Source organism: Desulforamulus aquiferis, from assembly GCF_030577015.1.
Taxonomy (GTDB): domain Bacteria; phylum Bacillota; class Desulfotomaculia; order Desulfotomaculales; family Desulfotomaculaceae; genus Desulfotomaculum; species Desulfotomaculum aquiferis.
In genome coordinates, this window is record NZ_JARPTC010000017.1 from 13,201 (window position 1) to 29,007 (window position 15,807).

The window sequence follows — 15,807 nt, forward strand, 5'->3', positions numbered from 1 at the left end:
CCCCCTATACATCCTGAACATCGAACATTAAACGTTTAAACTCTTCTTCAATCAGCAATACCTTCCACTGGCTACCCTCATCTACTGACAAGTTAGCCAAATTGTTATCGCCATTAACATAGATACGGTCAAATTCGTTATCCTTTGTATTGTATCCCTTACGGGCAAAGTAGGCATTTAGGGCAGCATTATCACGGGCTATATCACCTGTGAGATTCCGCCAGATAACCATCACTCTTTCTCCAGCGGGGTTAAGCCCTTCCACAATTTTAAAGATGTATTCTCCTTGGCCATTCTTAACCATTCTTAGTTTAACGGTTCCTGGTTTGTCGGCACCTTCGTCCGGAATGGCGTTAAAGGTTTCTCTGGTCTCTATATGTTGAACCTGTAAACCAAGTAAATAGTTAAAGGTCTCCACCAAATCGATTACTTCCTCTTTGGTTTCCTGGTTACGGGTGACTTTTAGTTTGTAGTTAAACGGATCTTTGAAATAATCCAGATTCAGTAGTGATGCACTACCATTACTTTCAATATCCAGCATATAGGATAGAATGTACTCTTCCCGCAGATTTGCATGCTGGGCAAAGAGACTATCATGTTCGGCAGGTCGTTTTAGCACCAGGTTATTCATGGTATCTTCGTAGGATTCCAGGCGGATATACTTAAATAGATTGCTGGTTCCTTGCCTAGAAACTGGTTTGCCGTCTTTCCAATCCTTAGAGTAGATTGCCTTTTGGATACGGGGTTTAAGTACAGTATCGAAATACTCGCCCATCTCCACAAGAATATACTTACGGTTACCGTCATCCTCACGATTGAGATTTATAACTGCATGTCCAGTAGTGCCCGAGCCTGCAAAGTAGTCGAGAATTATTGAGTCTTCTTTAGAAATAAGGAATAAGGCATCATATACTGTGTATAATGATTTTGGATAACTAAAATGGTTTCCTAGTCCAAACATATTTCTTAAAAGCATTATCCCATGACTTGATGCATCATATTTTGAATCGAACCAAATCGTCTTGGGCTTTTTCCCAGCACCTTCTAATCTTCTTTTCTTAAATACTTTATAATCTAGTCCATCCTCTTTGACGATTAATTCGGTCTTACATCTTTCTAGAAATGTTTCCTTCCCCCAACGCCAAGTCTTTTCTTCCCCTTTAGAGTTTATGGGAAGTAATTCTATACAGCCATCTTTTTTATCTAAAGATATTTCTTCAGATTTTGGATTATAATATATTGGATAGAATAAATTTGGCCTTTCAAAACGATATGAATTATTTCCTGTTCTAATATATGGTACGGTACTATAATTCGAAATTCCATCTGTCTTATTATAAGCAGAAACATCGCTTTCACTTAGCTCAAATAAACCTATCTCAGCTGTATTAATATTTTTAGCAAACACTGTCATGTACTCATGGGAAGTACCAAAAAACTTATCATCATTTCTTCCTCTTGGATTATGCACTATTCCTATATTAGCAATAAAATTATCTTCCCCGAAAACAGTTTCAAATAATAACAATGTGTGTTTTAGTTCATAATCATCAATTGCAAATTCAATAATTCCGTCTTCTGACATGATTACCTTGGTTTTTAATAATCCATTTAAAATCATTGAGTTCCAAGATGAATGTTTGAACCCATTTTTATACATAATCTCACTTGACTTTGCATTATAAGGCGGGTCGATATAAACACACTTAATTCTCTCTTTATACCTCTCCTGCAACAAATTCAATGCCTGAAAATTCTCACTCCAAACCAATAGCCCATCAATTTGCTCTTCGAGATTTTCAATAGTGGCCAAAAGCCTTTCTTTAAAATCCTGTCCAAAGAAAGCAGTATCCAGTATTAAATAGGGATGGGCCTTCAAAAACTTCACCGACAAAGGCTCACTGAAGCCAGGTTTATCACCATCGGCTACAATTTCATTTATTGCAAAGAGTTTTTCCCATTCCTCCGTCTGGGCTCTGTTCACCGAGATTTCCGGATAAAATTCCTCCTTTACCCTATCAAGGGTAATACAGTAGTTGGTCTCCACCACAAACTTTTTTTTAAGCCAAAGTTTCTTCTGGAAATTCTCCAATTGCTCCAAAAATTTAATAATCTTATGGCCTACCTCTTTTATAGCCCGAATTTTAGCTATATACTGCTCTAATTTCATTTCTTTTGAGGTACCTAAATCGTCCAAAAACATAACTTCATTTTTAATATAAAAGTCTAGTTCCCGGCGCAAGAAGCCCCCCAAATCCTTGTGGATAAAATAGTCAAAGGTATTTTTGGAAGTGTAATCGTTCAAGTGTTTTTCAAGTAATGTTCGTTTTTTATTTTTCTCGGTGGGCATCAATGTGCACAATTCCTGCCATCGGGCTTTAATTATAGTATCCCTAAATAAAACTGACAAAGAGTTATTGTTTAACTCCGCTTGTTTTACTTTCTTTTCCTGAGGGATGAAGTTAAAACTTATATAGAGCTCGCCATTTTCTTCTACCACCGACTTTTCTTCATCCAACACAAACCGCCGTTCTTTGCCGTTAGGAGCCTTGTTGTTGTTTTGCTCGGTGCTGGCCTCCACCAGCTTAAAATGTACTCTCCTTCCCGAGGGCAGTGTAAAAAGGTAATCCCGCAGGTATTCTGAGGTTTTAATATAATATTGGTCAGCGTTGGCCCAGTGTAGTTTAACTTCTTCCCCTTCATAGGGCAGGGCATAGACGTCCTTTTTATAGCGGCGCAGGGACAAAAAATCTCCTTCGTGGTAATAGCGACGGAAGAAATTAACCAGATGGGAATAAACATCACTTTCCAGGGCAGCTAAATCCGGGGACTGTTCCAACTGATTTTTCTTTTCAATATATTTTGCAGAGGTTTCCGGGTCTACGCCCAGTTGTTCTAACTGTTTTCTTAAATTTTCTAATTCTTCCTGTAACTTGGCCCTATCTTGTGCTTCATAACTGCCAAAGGCCTTTTTTACATTGGGCAGTAAATCTTGGTCTAAAAAACGTTCAACCTCGGCCCGCCTCTGGTTCATAATGCGGTAGATGCCAAAATCCAGATCTGCCTGATCAAATTGAAACATCTGCCTTATTATCTTCTTAAACTCTTCCAACTTTGTACTCAAGTAATGACAACCTCCTGATTTTTATTGCTTCCATTTATATCCATAATTAAGCTATCTCACCATCCAGCGAAGGGTAAATAAGGTTTCTTGTTCGGTACGCTGTGTAAGACGTTTCTCAAGGTTCTGAATCAATTCGTCACGCTTCTCCAATATTTCATCTTCCACTTCAAAGATGCGCTGGCGCTGACGACGTTGTAACTTAGTCAGTTCCTGCAGTTTCACCTGAATTTGGTGCTGTTCTTCGGTGGAAGTGGCCAGCCTAGACTGGCGATTAAGGGTCTTAATTTTGGCCTTGGTTTCCTTCAGTTCTTTTTCTACTGCCAGCACCAGGTCGTCGGCCCATTTTTCCAAGCGTTCCCTTTCTTCTTGAAAAGTACGATTGCTTTCCTCCAGGACCCGATTTATGGTAGCCGCAGCATAGCGTTCAGCTTCCCTTTTCAATATTGCCGGGTAGGGTGCTGGTATTTCCCCCAGAGGTGCCACTTCTGCTCTGCACTGGAAAAGTTTTTCACAGATTTCCTGGTCCAGTTCCTGCCCTGCATCTGTTATGGCGTTAAAAAGTAGGTACTCTTCCCGGTCAAAGGTTTCGATGGACAGTTTTGTGAGAATGAGATAACCACTTTGCCCTTTAAGATTTTCAATTACGCTGATCTTTACCGGGTGTTCGGAAATGTTAAAGATTAGCTCAGCCGGAGGGGTGGGCCTGCCCTTGGCCTCTTGAAGTACATATTCACCCAATGGATGGGATAATCGGTACAGATAGCCCCTTTTGGTCTGCGTTTCTAGTCCAGTTACATTTTGTTTGTCCAACAGACCCCTGCGCTGATATAGATAATAGCTACCCTCGGGGATAGCAGGTACAGGGGATCTATTTAAATCAAACTCCAGGGTTTGATCGTTAAAGGTTGCCTGGCGGGCTAGGGTATTTTTGGTTAGACCCCAGAATATTTGGCTAATGCGATCTAGTTGCCGCCTGGCTTCATCATGCTGAAATTTTAACCGGTGGTGAACGTCCTCATCAAAGTTCTCAAGCAATACCTTTCTGGTATCTTCCAGACGGCTTTTAATGGTATGCTCCATTTCGTCCTGAAGGGCTTTAAAGGCTGCTTCTATCTCCTGGGGTGTACGGCACTGTTGGTAAATACTTAAAATACGACGTTCAAAGTCAACCCCGGATTCAACAGTACCCAACACCTCGTCCGAGGACCCAAGCACACCATTAAACAGGTTGAATTTTTCCTGCAGTAGTTCGTAGACCCTCTGGTCCGCTTCGTTGCGCTCGTTTAGAAAGTTTATTACCACCACATCATGCTGTTGTCCGTAGCGATGACAGCGGCCAATACGCTGCTCAATGCGTTGGGGATTCCAGGGAAGATCATAATTCACTACTAATGAACAGAATTGTAGATTTACACCTTCAGCGGCAGATTCAGTAGCAATCATGATTTCTGCCCGGTCACGGAAGAATTCTACTAGGGATGCCCGCTGGTCGGCTGTCCGGGAGCCACTGATGCGGTCGGTTCCCTGGTTTTGCTGTAGCCAATCTGCATAAATTGCTTTAGAAACCGGGTCTGTGTTGGTCCCATTAAAAAGTACAATCTTATCTTGATAACCGTTGGCGGATAGAAACTGAAACAAGTAGTCCTGTGTTCGACGTGATTCTGTAAAGATTAAAGCTTTTCTTTTGGCACCCATTTTCTCTAATTCCTGAAAGCCTATTTCCAAGGATTGTAACAGGGTTTTAGATTTGGTATCTATATCAATGGAGCGGGCCCAATTAATATATCGTGTTAATTCTGCTATTTCTCTTTTTAGTTTTTGAATGTCAATTTTAGTTGATCTGGTGTCATTGCTACTTTCACAAGTTTGGTCTTCTTCCCTGTCCTCATCTTCTTCAAGAATATCTCCGGTAATTTCATCATCTTCTATTAGTTGGTCAACATCCAGAAGAGTGTCCAGGGGGTTGTCGGCATTTTCTTGTTCATTTTCAACCACCTCGGCTAATATTTTCTCTAGCCGTTGTTTAATAGTTTCTAGTGTAGCCGCCACCGCTTGGGAGGATGAGGCCAAAAGCTTACGAATAATAAGAGTAGTCAACTCTCTTTGCCGTGAGGGAATGGCATAGGTATCCTCTCTCTGCAACAGTGATGAAATGGCCTGGTAAATTTCTTGTTCCTGGTCTGTTGGCCGGAAAGGCCGAGTGATAGCTTTTCTCTCAGTGTACTTTATGTATTCCAGCACTTGACGTCGTAAAGTGCGATGACAAAATTTCTGCAAGCGTTTCTTTAACCCGGCCATGTCACCCTCATGGACATACTGGGTGCGATAGGCCGCTAAGCTACCGAAAAGGTGGTCATCGATTATAGTGGATAGTCCGTATAACTCCAGTAGTGAATTTTGTAGCGGTGTGGCCGTAAGCAACAATTTTTTGCTGTCTTCCACAGCCCAACGGATACCCTGGCCAATTTTATTGCCTGTTTTATAAGCATTGCGAAGCTTATGGGCTTCATCAATAACGACTAAGTCCCATGGAACCAGACGGATTTCGTTTTTGTGACGGTTAGCAAAGTTATATGATGTGATAATAATGGATGCTTGCTCAAAGGGATTATCTATACCTTGTTTGAGGGCTTCCCGGTAATTCTTAGACTCTAAAATAAGGCTTGGAAGATTAAATTTTTCCTGTAGCTCTAGGCTCCACTGTTTTCTTAGGGAAGCGGGGCATATTATCATCAGTTTTCGGCGCCGTTCGGCCCAATATTGGCATAGCACCAGACCTGCCTCGATGGTTTTACCAAGTCCCACCTCGTCGGCTAGGAGAACCCCTTTGGAAAGGGGAGAACGGAACGCAAACATAGCCGCTTCCACCTGGTGAGGATTTAAATCCACACATGCATCAAAGAGGGACATAGATATTTTCCCGATACTGTTAGCTGCTGACCTGAGCATTATTTCATTGGCAAAATATTTTGCGTGGTAGTTAGTATTTATATCAGATCACCTACTGCTTCTGTTTTTATGCTAATTTCTATAACGTTTCGTTTTTCTCCTGTTATTTTAGCACTATTCCTAAATAAGCCTTATACTTGCTCTAATCTGAGAGAATTTTAGCTTTTTGTTTAAAGATGCAAGCAAATAGGTCAAACACTTACCTACCTGTAAGATACAAATTAATCCCTATAATAATTTATAATTTATATAAATATAGGTTTGACATATTATAACTTTTTATCATATAATTACCTTAGCCGGTACAAGGATTTGTGCCGGCTTTTCCTTTTATAGCGGGTTCTTGTACCGGCAGGAGCCCGCACGTGAGGGTTCCATAATTATAAATAAGGGAGGTATACTTATGGCCGTTGCTGCTGAAGCGCAAAGTAAAGTTTTTAGACTTAGAATTAATCTAGGTAGTGACTACAGTGGTAATCCCATATTCAAAAGCAATTCCTTTAAAACCAAGTTTAGTGCTGCTGATAACGACATCTATGACATTGCATTAGCATTGCATAGTCTGCGTACCGGCGTCCTGGTTGGGATTTATAAGGAAGAAACTTACGAATTAATTGAGGAATAGCACTAATATCATTTCACCAATAAAGATTTATGAGGGAGGGAAGTTAAATGGCTGCAACTTTGGAGCTAGTATTCGTAAATGAGGTAGGTAGTAAAGTTACTTTACGTGTACCCGATTGCCGCGAGGATTTGCAACCGAATGAGGTTAAAACCGTTATGCAAAATATTATTGCTAAGAATATCTTTAATAGTACCGGTGGCGACCTAATTGGACTTGCTGGTGCCCGTGTTGTTACCCGGGATGTTAGCGAGATTAATGTTCTCGTCTAAGCAAATTAAATTAAGCTTGTAGAAGGGGGTGGAGGTGTCCACCCTCTCTTTCATTAAGGAGGTTTTTTGAATGGAAGAAATTTTAAAGATGGTCGGTAATTACGGTTTTCCGATTGTTGTTGCCGGTTACCTTCTGGTACGCTTGGAACCTATTATTCGTGACCTGCAAAGAAGTATTGATATGCAGACACTAATTATCGCTAAGTACATGAATGTTGATGTGGATGAGATTAAACATCTCGTAAAGAAGGTGTAATCATGGACATCATTAAGGCAAGGCCATGGGTGAAACTAGCACCTCACTTTGCCGAAAGTGAGTTTGCCTGCCGCTGCTGCGGCATGGTAATGATAAGCATGGAGCTTATATCAAGGCTAGAGAAACTAAGGCAATACATTGGCAGACCGGTAATAGTCTCATCTGGTTATCGTTGCCCACGGCATAATCAGGTCGTTGGTGGTGCAGTAAACTCTTTTCATATGAAAGGGCTGGCAGCTGATATTTATATAGTGGGTTATTCAGCAGAAAAACTGGCCACAGTTGCTGAGTGGTTTGGCTTTGATGGCCTGGGGGTATACCGGCAGGGGAACTTTATTCATGTTGACGTTAGAGGGTATCGTGCTAGGTGGTAGAAATTTGTTGCAAAAGCAGGTTCAATTAAACATTATACAAGTTGAGTATTCTGTCCCGTTCCTAGGTTATTAAGAAGGTCGGATCTGTTAAGGATCCGACCTTCTCATATTGTAATGAATATTTTGTCTTTATATTTTTTGGGGGAGGAATGTACAGAAAATATGCTGAATTATGTTAGTGAAAATAACTGAAGTAGTGATGCATCAGAACTAATGTCTGTCCTGAGGACAGACATATTATAGCCTAAAAACAAAAAACTTCTTAAATATGAATATATTAAATGGGATGTGGATGAATGCCGTATATTAAAGCTCCAAATAGCTATTTTACTGGAACATCCGGTGAAGATATCGTCAAATATTATTTAAAGCAGTGGAAAATAGTATGTACCCCTTTAGAAAAATCTGATTTTGGAGAGGACATTCTATGTGATATTTTTGCATCGTCTGGAGATGGTAAAACTAACATTCGTACTAACTTATCGTTTAGGGTACAGGTTAAAACAACTTTGAAGATTGAGGATGAAGGTTATATACGTCGTACAGCTAAAGGATTTTCGGTGTCAATATCGTCTGCACTGTTACAATTGTGGCAAAAAAGTTATTATCCAGTAATTGTTGTAATTTGGGATCTGACAGATAATCGGGGATTCTGGTGCACTCCAGTTGAAGGTATAAAAAATCAAGATATTTTTAGCCAGGATACCAAATCAATTCACATTGATATTTCTAATGATTTTCAATCAGGTGAAGAAGAGATAAAAAAATATGTTAATAATTATTATAACAATTTATTAAAACTAGGAAATTCAAAATATAGATGTTATATCTATCCATTATGGATGCCTCAATATCGCTTATTTACTTCATTTGAGATACTTGGTATTTTGGGAAACAATACCGAAAACTATAAGTGTTTTCTAAACGACTTTCTACCGACATTTATTACTTCGTATAATAATTTAAATTTAGGTGGCTACTTAGCTTGCATTCAATATATCCAAAATGCCAATTCAATAAACGAATATCTAAGCTATTTGAAAGATTATTTAATGAGTCTTTCAATAAGGGTTAAGGATAATTTATGGGTCTCGTTTATAATTAGTCCAATCGAAATTGTAACTACAAATGCTTATAGGGTAGTTAATGAAGTAACAGATTGGACTTGTTTCTCAAAAATAGGGAACATTTTATATACTGATTTTGACTATACCTTTATATTGAGTGATATGTATTTTTATACAGAGAAAATAAGAGCTACTTCGGGAGATCAGAATTTTATTATTCATGAAAGTGGTAGGTTTGCAGTTGAAGTTTTAACTGCAGGTTGTAATTCTTTTGCACAAAAAACAGATAACTCTCTTAGATACAAGATATTGAATCGTTCATTTTGCCTCTGGGATGTATCAAGTTGTAACGAGAATGAAATTCAGCAATTACTTGAATGGTGTAAAAGAAAAGAATGTATTCTTTCGTATTTACATGACAAACCAGGTATTGTATTAATCTCTCACCATTCTTTTGTCGTTGGTAATTCAGGAATTTTTCTTCCAGGAATGGAAACTTGGGAAAAATTCGATAAAATAAACTTTAAATCCGAGAAATTTATTTCTGAAATTCCTAATGGAAAATTACCAGAAGACAATGTATATGACAATATATGTAATAAATATATTTTTTCGCACTCAGAGCCTCCAGATGAAATTCTTACATCCTTTGAAAATGCATTAGCAGGTGAGGCCTTGCGTCATGATGCAAGAATAATTCGATTTATATGTTATATTAAAGCAACAAAACAAAACTTTGAAGTCGAATTTCAGAAAATATCTGTAACAATAGAGAAAAACTTAGAAAGTAAGTTTGTTGAAGTTAAGTTAGATTACTTAAAATACGAGGATTTAAATGAAATTGTGTTAGAAGTTAGACCTTTTTTTAACATATCAACAAAAGAGGTTGTAAATATTACAGAACAACATTTTCTAGAACTCTTGGATTATCTTGGCCCTTTTATAGAAGACTCTACTAACATGGCTTATTATGTAAAATATCTACTTGATCGATGGCTTCCTGAAGAATTGGTCACGAAATAAAAATATATTATTTAGCTGAGCTGTAAGTATCTTGGCTGATACCGCATACGGGAGGATATTAAAATAAATGAATTTTACTCTAGAAGGAATATGGCAACACATGAGGGACCTAGGCTTAGGAGCCCTTGCTCATGCTAATCGACATGCTGCGTACGCTGCAATAGAGAACTCTAAGTGGCCAGCGCTCTCCGTATTACAGGCGGCCCATGCTACAGAGTTGCTCATCAAGGCAAGAATCGCTCAGGAACATCCTTTGTTAATTTTTGAGCAACTTCCTCGCTCCACAAAAGTTGCGGGTACTCATCTTGATGTAAAAAGTTTATTTGAGCAAGGTCGAACAATTCAATGGGTAGATTTACCAGAACGCCTCTGGGCTGCCACGGGCATTTTAATTACTAACAGAGATAAATTTAAAGAATTTGGTAAACTAAGAAACGGTATTCAACACTTTGCACCAGCGCCTGGGGAGGTTAATTTAGGAGAGACTACTTTACGCTTTGTCTTCGATGTTATAGATCCCTTCATTCATGAATGTTGGGGGCTTTTTGCCATAGACTATGACGAAGATTATGATTCTTACGAATATTTTCCAAGTATACTTGCCTCTCATGAAATCCTATTCCTTGTTTCTGAAGAGGCAGCGAAACACTACCAGTATTGGTCAATAGATTGGTCCATTGTCAATAAATCTTACAAGGATGAAATGGAGACCCGTATTAAGAAAGCGTTAGGAACTAATGACTAAAAGGTTTAGTAGTGCTAATTAAATTCTTAATCAGTATTGTTTACATTTATTAGGTTCTTGTTATAAAATGAAGGGCCCAGATTTTCTACCTTAATTATTAAACCTCAAATAAAACCCGAGAACAATTCTTTAATCTTGCCCTCTATTAGTAGTACCTATTTGCTAAGCACTCACGGTATATGACAATAGTTTTAATGAGGTACTCACAGGTCAACAGACACCAGTTCAGCCCTATCTAGCCAATCTTTGGGGTCATGGCTGCCCTGGTGACTGCCAGCTTACGGGTCTTATCCCCGCTGGTCGTCCAAGGTCTATACACCAATCTCACCAATCCTATCAACGATACCCTGCATCTTTAATCACACCGTAACCGTCGACCAGTTGTGTCCACCTTATGGGTCTATGCATGCCGGTGGCCAATTGGCCCATCTTCCAGGCTATACAATAAAGCGGGCCAACTACCCACCTAGCTTACGGGTCCTTGATAGCCAAGCCTATGTGGTCTTGGCCGGCGCAGTCAAGCACCACTGCACCGGCCTATCGGAGCTTAACCCCCAGGTCCTTCAACTCCAGCCCCCCAACCCCCCGCCCCAATCATGGGGCCGGAGGGCTTTATATTTTCTGCTTCTAAGCAGGTGTGACCTCCCACTTCTTCCCATTATACTGCGCCTTTGCCGCTACTTCCCGATTCAAGCACCGGTGGTCAGTGCGGCAGTTGTCGCTCCGAAGTGATTTCCCGCAGCCCCTGTTATGGGCCATTCTCTCTCGGCAGCGGGAAATCTTGTGTTAGTTGCCCTTGATGGGCAGCGTCAATGCCCGGTCCATCAAGGGCCGCTCCGAAAATTTTTCACCCCGGGAACTAATATTGAGGGCAGCGGTTGAAAAATTTTCTCCGCTTTCCGGCTGCCGCCTCCACCCTTGACAGCCCTGGCACCGGCTCCGTAGCGTGCCTAAAAAACGGGAGGTTGAAGGTTATGCTGAGAAAGCTATTGGGTAAGGTCGAGGACGGCAGGTTTTGCAGGGCGATGGCTGGTTTGCAGGCCGGTTGGGAGTTTGAGGTTAGGAGCCGTAAGTTTGCTAAGACGGGTGTTGAAATTGACGGCTTTGTTAAGTACAGTGGCAAAAAGTACAGTGTTCACATTAGGCCGGGCAAGGCATTCTGCAATTGCGAAGATTTCATGCGCCGGCAGGTGCTTTGCAAGCATGTAGCTTTTGTGGCCATGGCTGAGCTGGCCCTTTACGCAGCAGAGCGCAGCGCACACAGGCAGGTTCAGGAGGTACTGCCCACTTAGGTGGGTTTTACCTTTTTTGTTAGCCAGCCTCAAATACTGGGCTGGCTAACATTGCCACCGGCAGCACTGGGAGCGGCAGCGGCCGCTTTAAAGCACCTGCAGTGACACGGACTATTATTTTCTGTAGCGTCAACCGGACATGAAAGCAGCTGCTGTGGTCACTGTAAGCACTGCAATAAAATACCGGCGACTGCCGTGGCGAGCGGTTGTTCTGGTTAACGTCGTCCACCAATTGCAGCTGCCTGATCATGGCGGCCGATGCCGCCTTTAGCATTGCTTCGGGGTACTCCAAGTTATTAGGTAGCGGTAGCATTGATAACAGCCCTGCTCCCTAGACAAATTCAGGGTCCAGGGCTGCTATCAATGCCCTGATTTTATTTAGACTAGGTCGGCAGACACCAGGTCAGCCACAGCGGGCCATCCTTTTAGTTCAGCCGCCCTGGTGACTGCCAGCCTTCGGGGTCTTGGTCCTCCGCTGACCAGATTTTTCGTATCTTTGTATTGTCTTTTATGATGCATATATACAACGAAAAATCCGGACAGCTCCGAACTTCCGGGGTTTGCCTCTGTTGGTTAGGCCGCACATTGCCAGGCGGATTACGGGCTAATTTTTTGGGCACTCCCCCGCCAGGCAAAGTGCTCCCTTGCCTTCGGGGGTCTTTCTGGGTCTGGCTTTGTTGGTCCTTTGCAGGTGCTTTGGCTGGCAGCTGCCATGAAGTACTTACCAGAATGGCCGCAGTTGCGGCCACTGCATCGGCCAGGAATGGCGAACACTGCCTGAGTTTACCTTATAATTAAGTGTCAACATAAGTTTGCTACCTCAGTCCTTTGATAAGCTCGGAAACTTACGGACAGAAATTATTAAACCCCGCACCGTGTCTAGGTAATAGTGACGGTAACGGGATTTTTAAGGGGATTTTTAAGGGAGTTTTTTAAGGCATCTTATTAATGGCATTTACCAACATAGAATATAGCTCTTTGACGATTTCTTCCTTGGTATTATGAATTGAATTCCAGACTGTTTTGACATCATAATTTATGTAGGTATCATCTACTTCTAAGAACCATCTTTTTAGTCTAGTGTCTAGTCTTACTCGGCAGAAAGCATTTACAAACCTCTCAGCATTTTGCCAACCTTCATATTCCATAATAGCTTTGTATAGGGCCGGGTAACCTTTCTGAATATCTTCAAAAAACAAATATTTATCTATAAACCTATCACACATTGGACTACCCCCTTGCTTATCCTGCACCGGGTCCCAACAGGTTACCGGTTTGGCTGTGGCTTACGCCTGGTATCTTTCTGAGTAGGATGGGTGATATGATAATACCCCTCCTGGATGGAGGGGTTCGGTTAAACTACATGTACCTGTGAATGGATAAAGTACACTCAGTCCTTGGGCAACTACTCCTGTAAAGATGGAAACTCAATAACCTTTGACTCATCAATTTCAGCCTGTTTTCTGCGTTTTATTATTTCTTCAAGTGATTTTCTGCCGGATTCGGTAAGCCCCGGGCCAACCTCAAAGGTAATGGAGGATGTTACCAGCAGGAATTCATCTAACTGTTCGTACTTTTTGGCCAGGTTCATCATATTATTTTCTTCATAAAATTTACGGGCTACATTTACTGCGTTGACGATATTTATGAATTCCTCATCGGTCAATTTAATGTTCACTAAAAATCCCACTCCTTTGCAATCATTTCCGGAGGCACATATTCCGGTTCACTTTCAATCAATTGAAAAAGGCCGCCGTCATCGGCTTTATTTTGAGTATCATCAATTGTTTCCGCTTGGATACACTCAGCCAAGGTGACCTGAACCGGTGTAATAAGCACCATCACTGGTTCATTGGGCTTAAATTGTTTTAATTCCAGCAGGTTTTCATCGGTTAGTTCGATGTCATCCAGAATAAGTCTAATGGCCTGGGCCCAGCCGTCAGTCAGAGTGCGGTTAGCAATTTCTATTTTCTTAACACGGGCTTTGAAATCAGCCTTTCTCATGGAAAATTATACCTCCTTTATTTTAACACAAAATTCAAGGTTTAAGTAAAGCATAAGGGGATGGCAGTAACGGTAACTTCCGCTCGTTCAGGCAGGCCCCTTTGTACCGTTAATTTTGCCTTTAGCTCCACCACTTGGCGGTCATCCAGATAAGCAATGCCGTTTAAGCCGTCGCTGATGGATTTGACGTAATTATCTAAATCCCCCGGGCGGGATGCCAGGAAGAGATTAACCTCCAGGGCCACAGGGCCGGCATAGGGTCTGCGGAAAATTGTATGGGCAGTTTTGGCCACTTTTCCCTCATACTCCCGGCAGTTTTTGGGGGTGTAGACAATGCCGCCCTTGCCCATTCTGGGTCTTTGCTTGGGTACCGGTCGCCCTGGGACGGTAAAAGACACTTTCACGGGCAGCACCTTCTTTACTGCAGTCTGTAATTGCATGCCTGACCCTCAACAATAACCGTGTACCCTTTGCCCCGCTCCAGAATGCGGGACCCTGTGGCTTTATCCAGCTCCAGCAGCATATAATCTAAACGCTCACTGTTGATGACGGTGGGAAGCAGATTTAGATAACGGTAGTTAATCACCTCAAAGACCAGCTCCATCACCCAATCAGTGGGTTTATCCCGTCCTTTAAAAAGGTCATCCCAAATTAAAACCTGGGCCTTTTTCATTTTCTCAACCCTGGTGTGAATACCGGTTTCACTTTTTTGCTGGAAGTATTTCAGCAGCTCTTTGATGCCCTCCACATGGGGGAAATATAAAACGGGTATAGTCTTGGCCAATAGGCTGTTGGCCACGGCCATACTTAAGTGGGTTTTACCACAGCCCACCTCCCCCAGATAAACTAACCAGTTGTTTTCCGTTAGTTGAATCTCTTCAAACCTGTTGGCGTAGTCCCTGGCACATTCAAACATATCTTGAATAACCGGTGGCCTTTGGTTGATGCTGAAGTTTTCAAAGGTTTTGGACCGGAAGGCCGGAGTAATTTGGGAGCTTTCCATCAGCCGCTCCATTTTTCTTTGCTGCTGGCAGGGACAAATTTCTGCCAGGTTGTTGCTCACCGGTACAATACCCCGGTCCTGGCAGTTGGCACACTTAAAATTCTCAGCTTCCCTTCCAGAGGAATTTGCTCCTGTCGAGGGTGGGAGTTTGATGGCCTTGGCTAATGGTTCCATTGGTCGAACCTCCTTTTTCTTTAACTAGACGCCGCATGATACCGGCAGTGTAATCCTCCTGTTTACTTTGATATTTGCGCATATGAATCTCTATGGCTTCCATGACAATCCCGGCAGGAAACCGTTCCCAATAGTCCATTTCTTTTGCGACAATGGAAGGTGGAATAGTCCGGTTTTTATGGGCCTGGCCAATCATTTGCCAGTAATTCCGGAGGGTATCCGTCTGCCTGTTGTTATATCTGGGAAACCGCGCCAGGATATCTTCAATTGCTATTGGGGGGGAAGGGGGGGTATAAATATTTTCTTTAATATCTTTAACTTTTCTTTCGGCAGTCCCTGAGTCCTTATCATCACTGGGATGCGGGAGTTGTCCGGTTACTGTTTTGGTAACCTCCAAGTTACTGTTTTGGTAACTTTTTGTTACTGTTTCAGTAACCTCCATTTCACCGAAGTTTTCTTTTAGGTTACTGTTTTGGTAACTACCCAGGTTCCTTTTGATTAATGCCTTAAACCGCTCCTGGTTGGCATTTTTAACCAGGCTTACCCGCCATTCCTCATAATTCTTGTTCAGTGCTACCTGTTCTCCTTGCATGACAAGGACCTTGGCTTGGACCAGATAGTCCAGTTCCCTGCCTATGTGTGTTTTGTAAATCCCCACCAGTTCAAAATCAACCGGACGCAGGATGGCTGTTTTTTTTCCGCAGCCATAGCTCATCCGGATTACAAGGTCGATGATATTCCGCTGCCTTTTGCTAAAATCGGTTTGCATTATGGCATTGTATAGCTCATTGGATATTCTGGTAAATTGACTTGGTTGTGGATTGGCCAAAGGATGGTCCTCCTTTTGGCTTTAGTAAAAATATAAACAGAACACCCCGCTGCCACACCGGTAGCAAAGACCC

General features: G+C 41.8%; 17 protein-coding genes. 8 read left to right on the forward strand and 9 right to left on the reverse strand.

Going from position 1 to position 15,807, the window contains the following annotated elements; translation table 11 throughout:
* Positions 1–4 precede the first annotated feature (4 nt).
* Both P6N53_RS11580 and P6N53_RS11585 read right to left on the reverse strand, forming a co-directional pair.
* On the reverse strand, positions 5–3,124 hold the full coding sequence (locus P6N53_RS11580) for a site-specific DNA-methyltransferase (RefSeq protein ID WP_304543297.1): 3,120 nt from the start codon (positions 3,122–3,124) through the stop codon (positions 5–7).
* A gap of 51 nt (positions 3,125–3,175) precedes the next feature.
* Entirely contained in the window at positions 3,176–6,034 is a 2,859-nt protein-coding gene (locus P6N53_RS11585; RefSeq protein ID WP_304543298.1) for an SNF2-related protein, read from the reverse strand.
* A 442-nt stretch (positions 6,035–6,476) separates the two neighbouring features.
* Here P6N53_RS11585 and P6N53_RS11590 point away from each other — a divergent pair, with 442 nt between their 5' ends.
* The 8 genes from P6N53_RS11590 (at position 6,477) to P6N53_RS11625 (ending at position 11,724) form a co-directional block, all read left to right on the forward strand.
* Positions 6,477–6,698: a DUF1659 domain-containing protein gene (locus P6N53_RS11590; RefSeq protein WP_304543301.1), complete on the forward strand. Its 222-nt coding sequence runs from the start codon at positions 6,477–6,479 to the stop codon at positions 6,696–6,698.
* 47 nt (positions 6,699–6,745) lie between these two features.
* A complete protein-coding gene (locus P6N53_RS11595; RefSeq protein ID WP_304543303.1) occupies positions 6,746–6,967 on the forward strand; it encodes a DUF2922 domain-containing protein in 222 nt (73 codons plus the stop codon).
* 70 nt (positions 6,968–7,037) lie between these two features.
* A complete protein-coding gene (locus P6N53_RS11600) occupies positions 7,038–7,223 on the forward strand; it encodes a YvrJ family protein (RefSeq protein WP_304543305.1) in 186 nt (61 codons plus the stop codon).
* Between the two features lie 2 nt (positions 7,224–7,225).
* Positions 7,226–7,597, forward strand: coding sequence for a YcbK family protein (locus P6N53_RS11605; RefSeq protein WP_304543307.1), 372 nt, complete (start codon positions 7,226–7,228; stop codon positions 7,595–7,597).
* Between the two features lie 296 nt (positions 7,598–7,893).
* On the forward strand, positions 7,894–9,687 hold the full coding sequence (locus tag P6N53_RS11610) for a DUF4365 domain-containing protein (protein ID WP_304543309.1): 1,794 nt from the start codon (positions 7,894–7,896) through the stop codon (positions 9,685–9,687).
* Between the two features lie 67 nt (positions 9,688–9,754).
* Complete coding sequence (locus P6N53_RS11615) at positions 9,755–10,432, forward strand: hypothetical protein (RefSeq protein WP_304543310.1); 678 nt, start codon at positions 9,755–9,757, stop codon at positions 10,430–10,432.
* 420 nt (positions 10,433–10,852) lie between these two features.
* Complete coding sequence (locus P6N53_RS11620; RefSeq protein WP_304543312.1) at positions 10,853–11,164, forward strand: hypothetical protein; 312 nt, start codon at positions 10,853–10,855, stop codon at positions 11,162–11,164.
* 242 nt (positions 11,165–11,406) lie between these two features.
* On the forward strand, positions 11,407–11,724 hold the full coding sequence (locus P6N53_RS11625; RefSeq protein ID WP_304543314.1) for an SWIM zinc finger family protein: 318 nt from the start codon (positions 11,407–11,409) through the stop codon (positions 11,722–11,724).
* 378 nt (positions 11,725–12,102) lie between these two features.
* Here P6N53_RS11625 and P6N53_RS11630 read toward each other — a convergent pair whose 3' ends face one another.
* From P6N53_RS11630 to P6N53_RS11660, 7 genes are all read right to left on the reverse strand, one after another.
* Complete coding sequence (locus tag P6N53_RS11630) at positions 12,103–12,243, reverse strand: hypothetical protein (RefSeq protein WP_304543316.1); 141 nt, start codon at positions 12,241–12,243, stop codon at positions 12,103–12,105.
* A gap of 413 nt (positions 12,244–12,656) precedes the next feature.
* Positions 12,657–12,950 (reverse strand): hypothetical protein, encoded by a 294-nt coding sequence (locus tag P6N53_RS11635; RefSeq protein ID WP_304543318.1) that lies wholly within the window; start codon positions 12,948–12,950, stop codon positions 12,657–12,659.
* Between the two features lie 179 nt (positions 12,951–13,129).
* Positions 13,130–13,402 carry a hypothetical protein gene (locus tag P6N53_RS11640; RefSeq protein ID WP_304543320.1) on the reverse strand — a complete coding sequence of 91 codons (273 nt, stop codon included), beginning with the start codon at positions 13,400–13,402 and terminating at the stop codon, positions 13,130–13,132.
* Positions 13,402–13,728, reverse strand: a complete 327-nt coding sequence (locus P6N53_RS11645) for a hypothetical protein (RefSeq protein ID WP_304543322.1) — start codon at positions 13,726–13,728, stop codon at positions 13,402–13,404. The genes P6N53_RS11640 and P6N53_RS11645 overlap by 1 nt, the downstream gene beginning before the upstream one ends.
* 41 nt (positions 13,729–13,769) lie before the next feature.
* Positions 13,770–14,168 (reverse strand): RusA family crossover junction endodeoxyribonuclease, encoded by a 399-nt coding sequence (locus P6N53_RS11650; RefSeq protein WP_304543324.1) that lies wholly within the window; start codon positions 14,166–14,168, stop codon positions 13,770–13,772.
* A complete protein-coding gene (locus P6N53_RS11655; protein WP_304543326.1) occupies positions 14,147–14,905 on the reverse strand; it encodes an ATP-binding protein in 759 nt (252 codons plus the stop codon). The genes P6N53_RS11650 and P6N53_RS11655 overlap by 22 nt, the downstream gene beginning before the upstream one ends.
* A complete protein-coding gene (locus P6N53_RS11660; RefSeq protein ID WP_304543328.1) occupies positions 14,835–15,734 on the reverse strand; it encodes a replication protein in 900 nt (299 codons plus the stop codon). The genes P6N53_RS11655 and P6N53_RS11660 overlap by 71 nt, the downstream gene beginning before the upstream one ends.
* Positions 15,735–15,807: the final 73 nt, after the last annotated feature.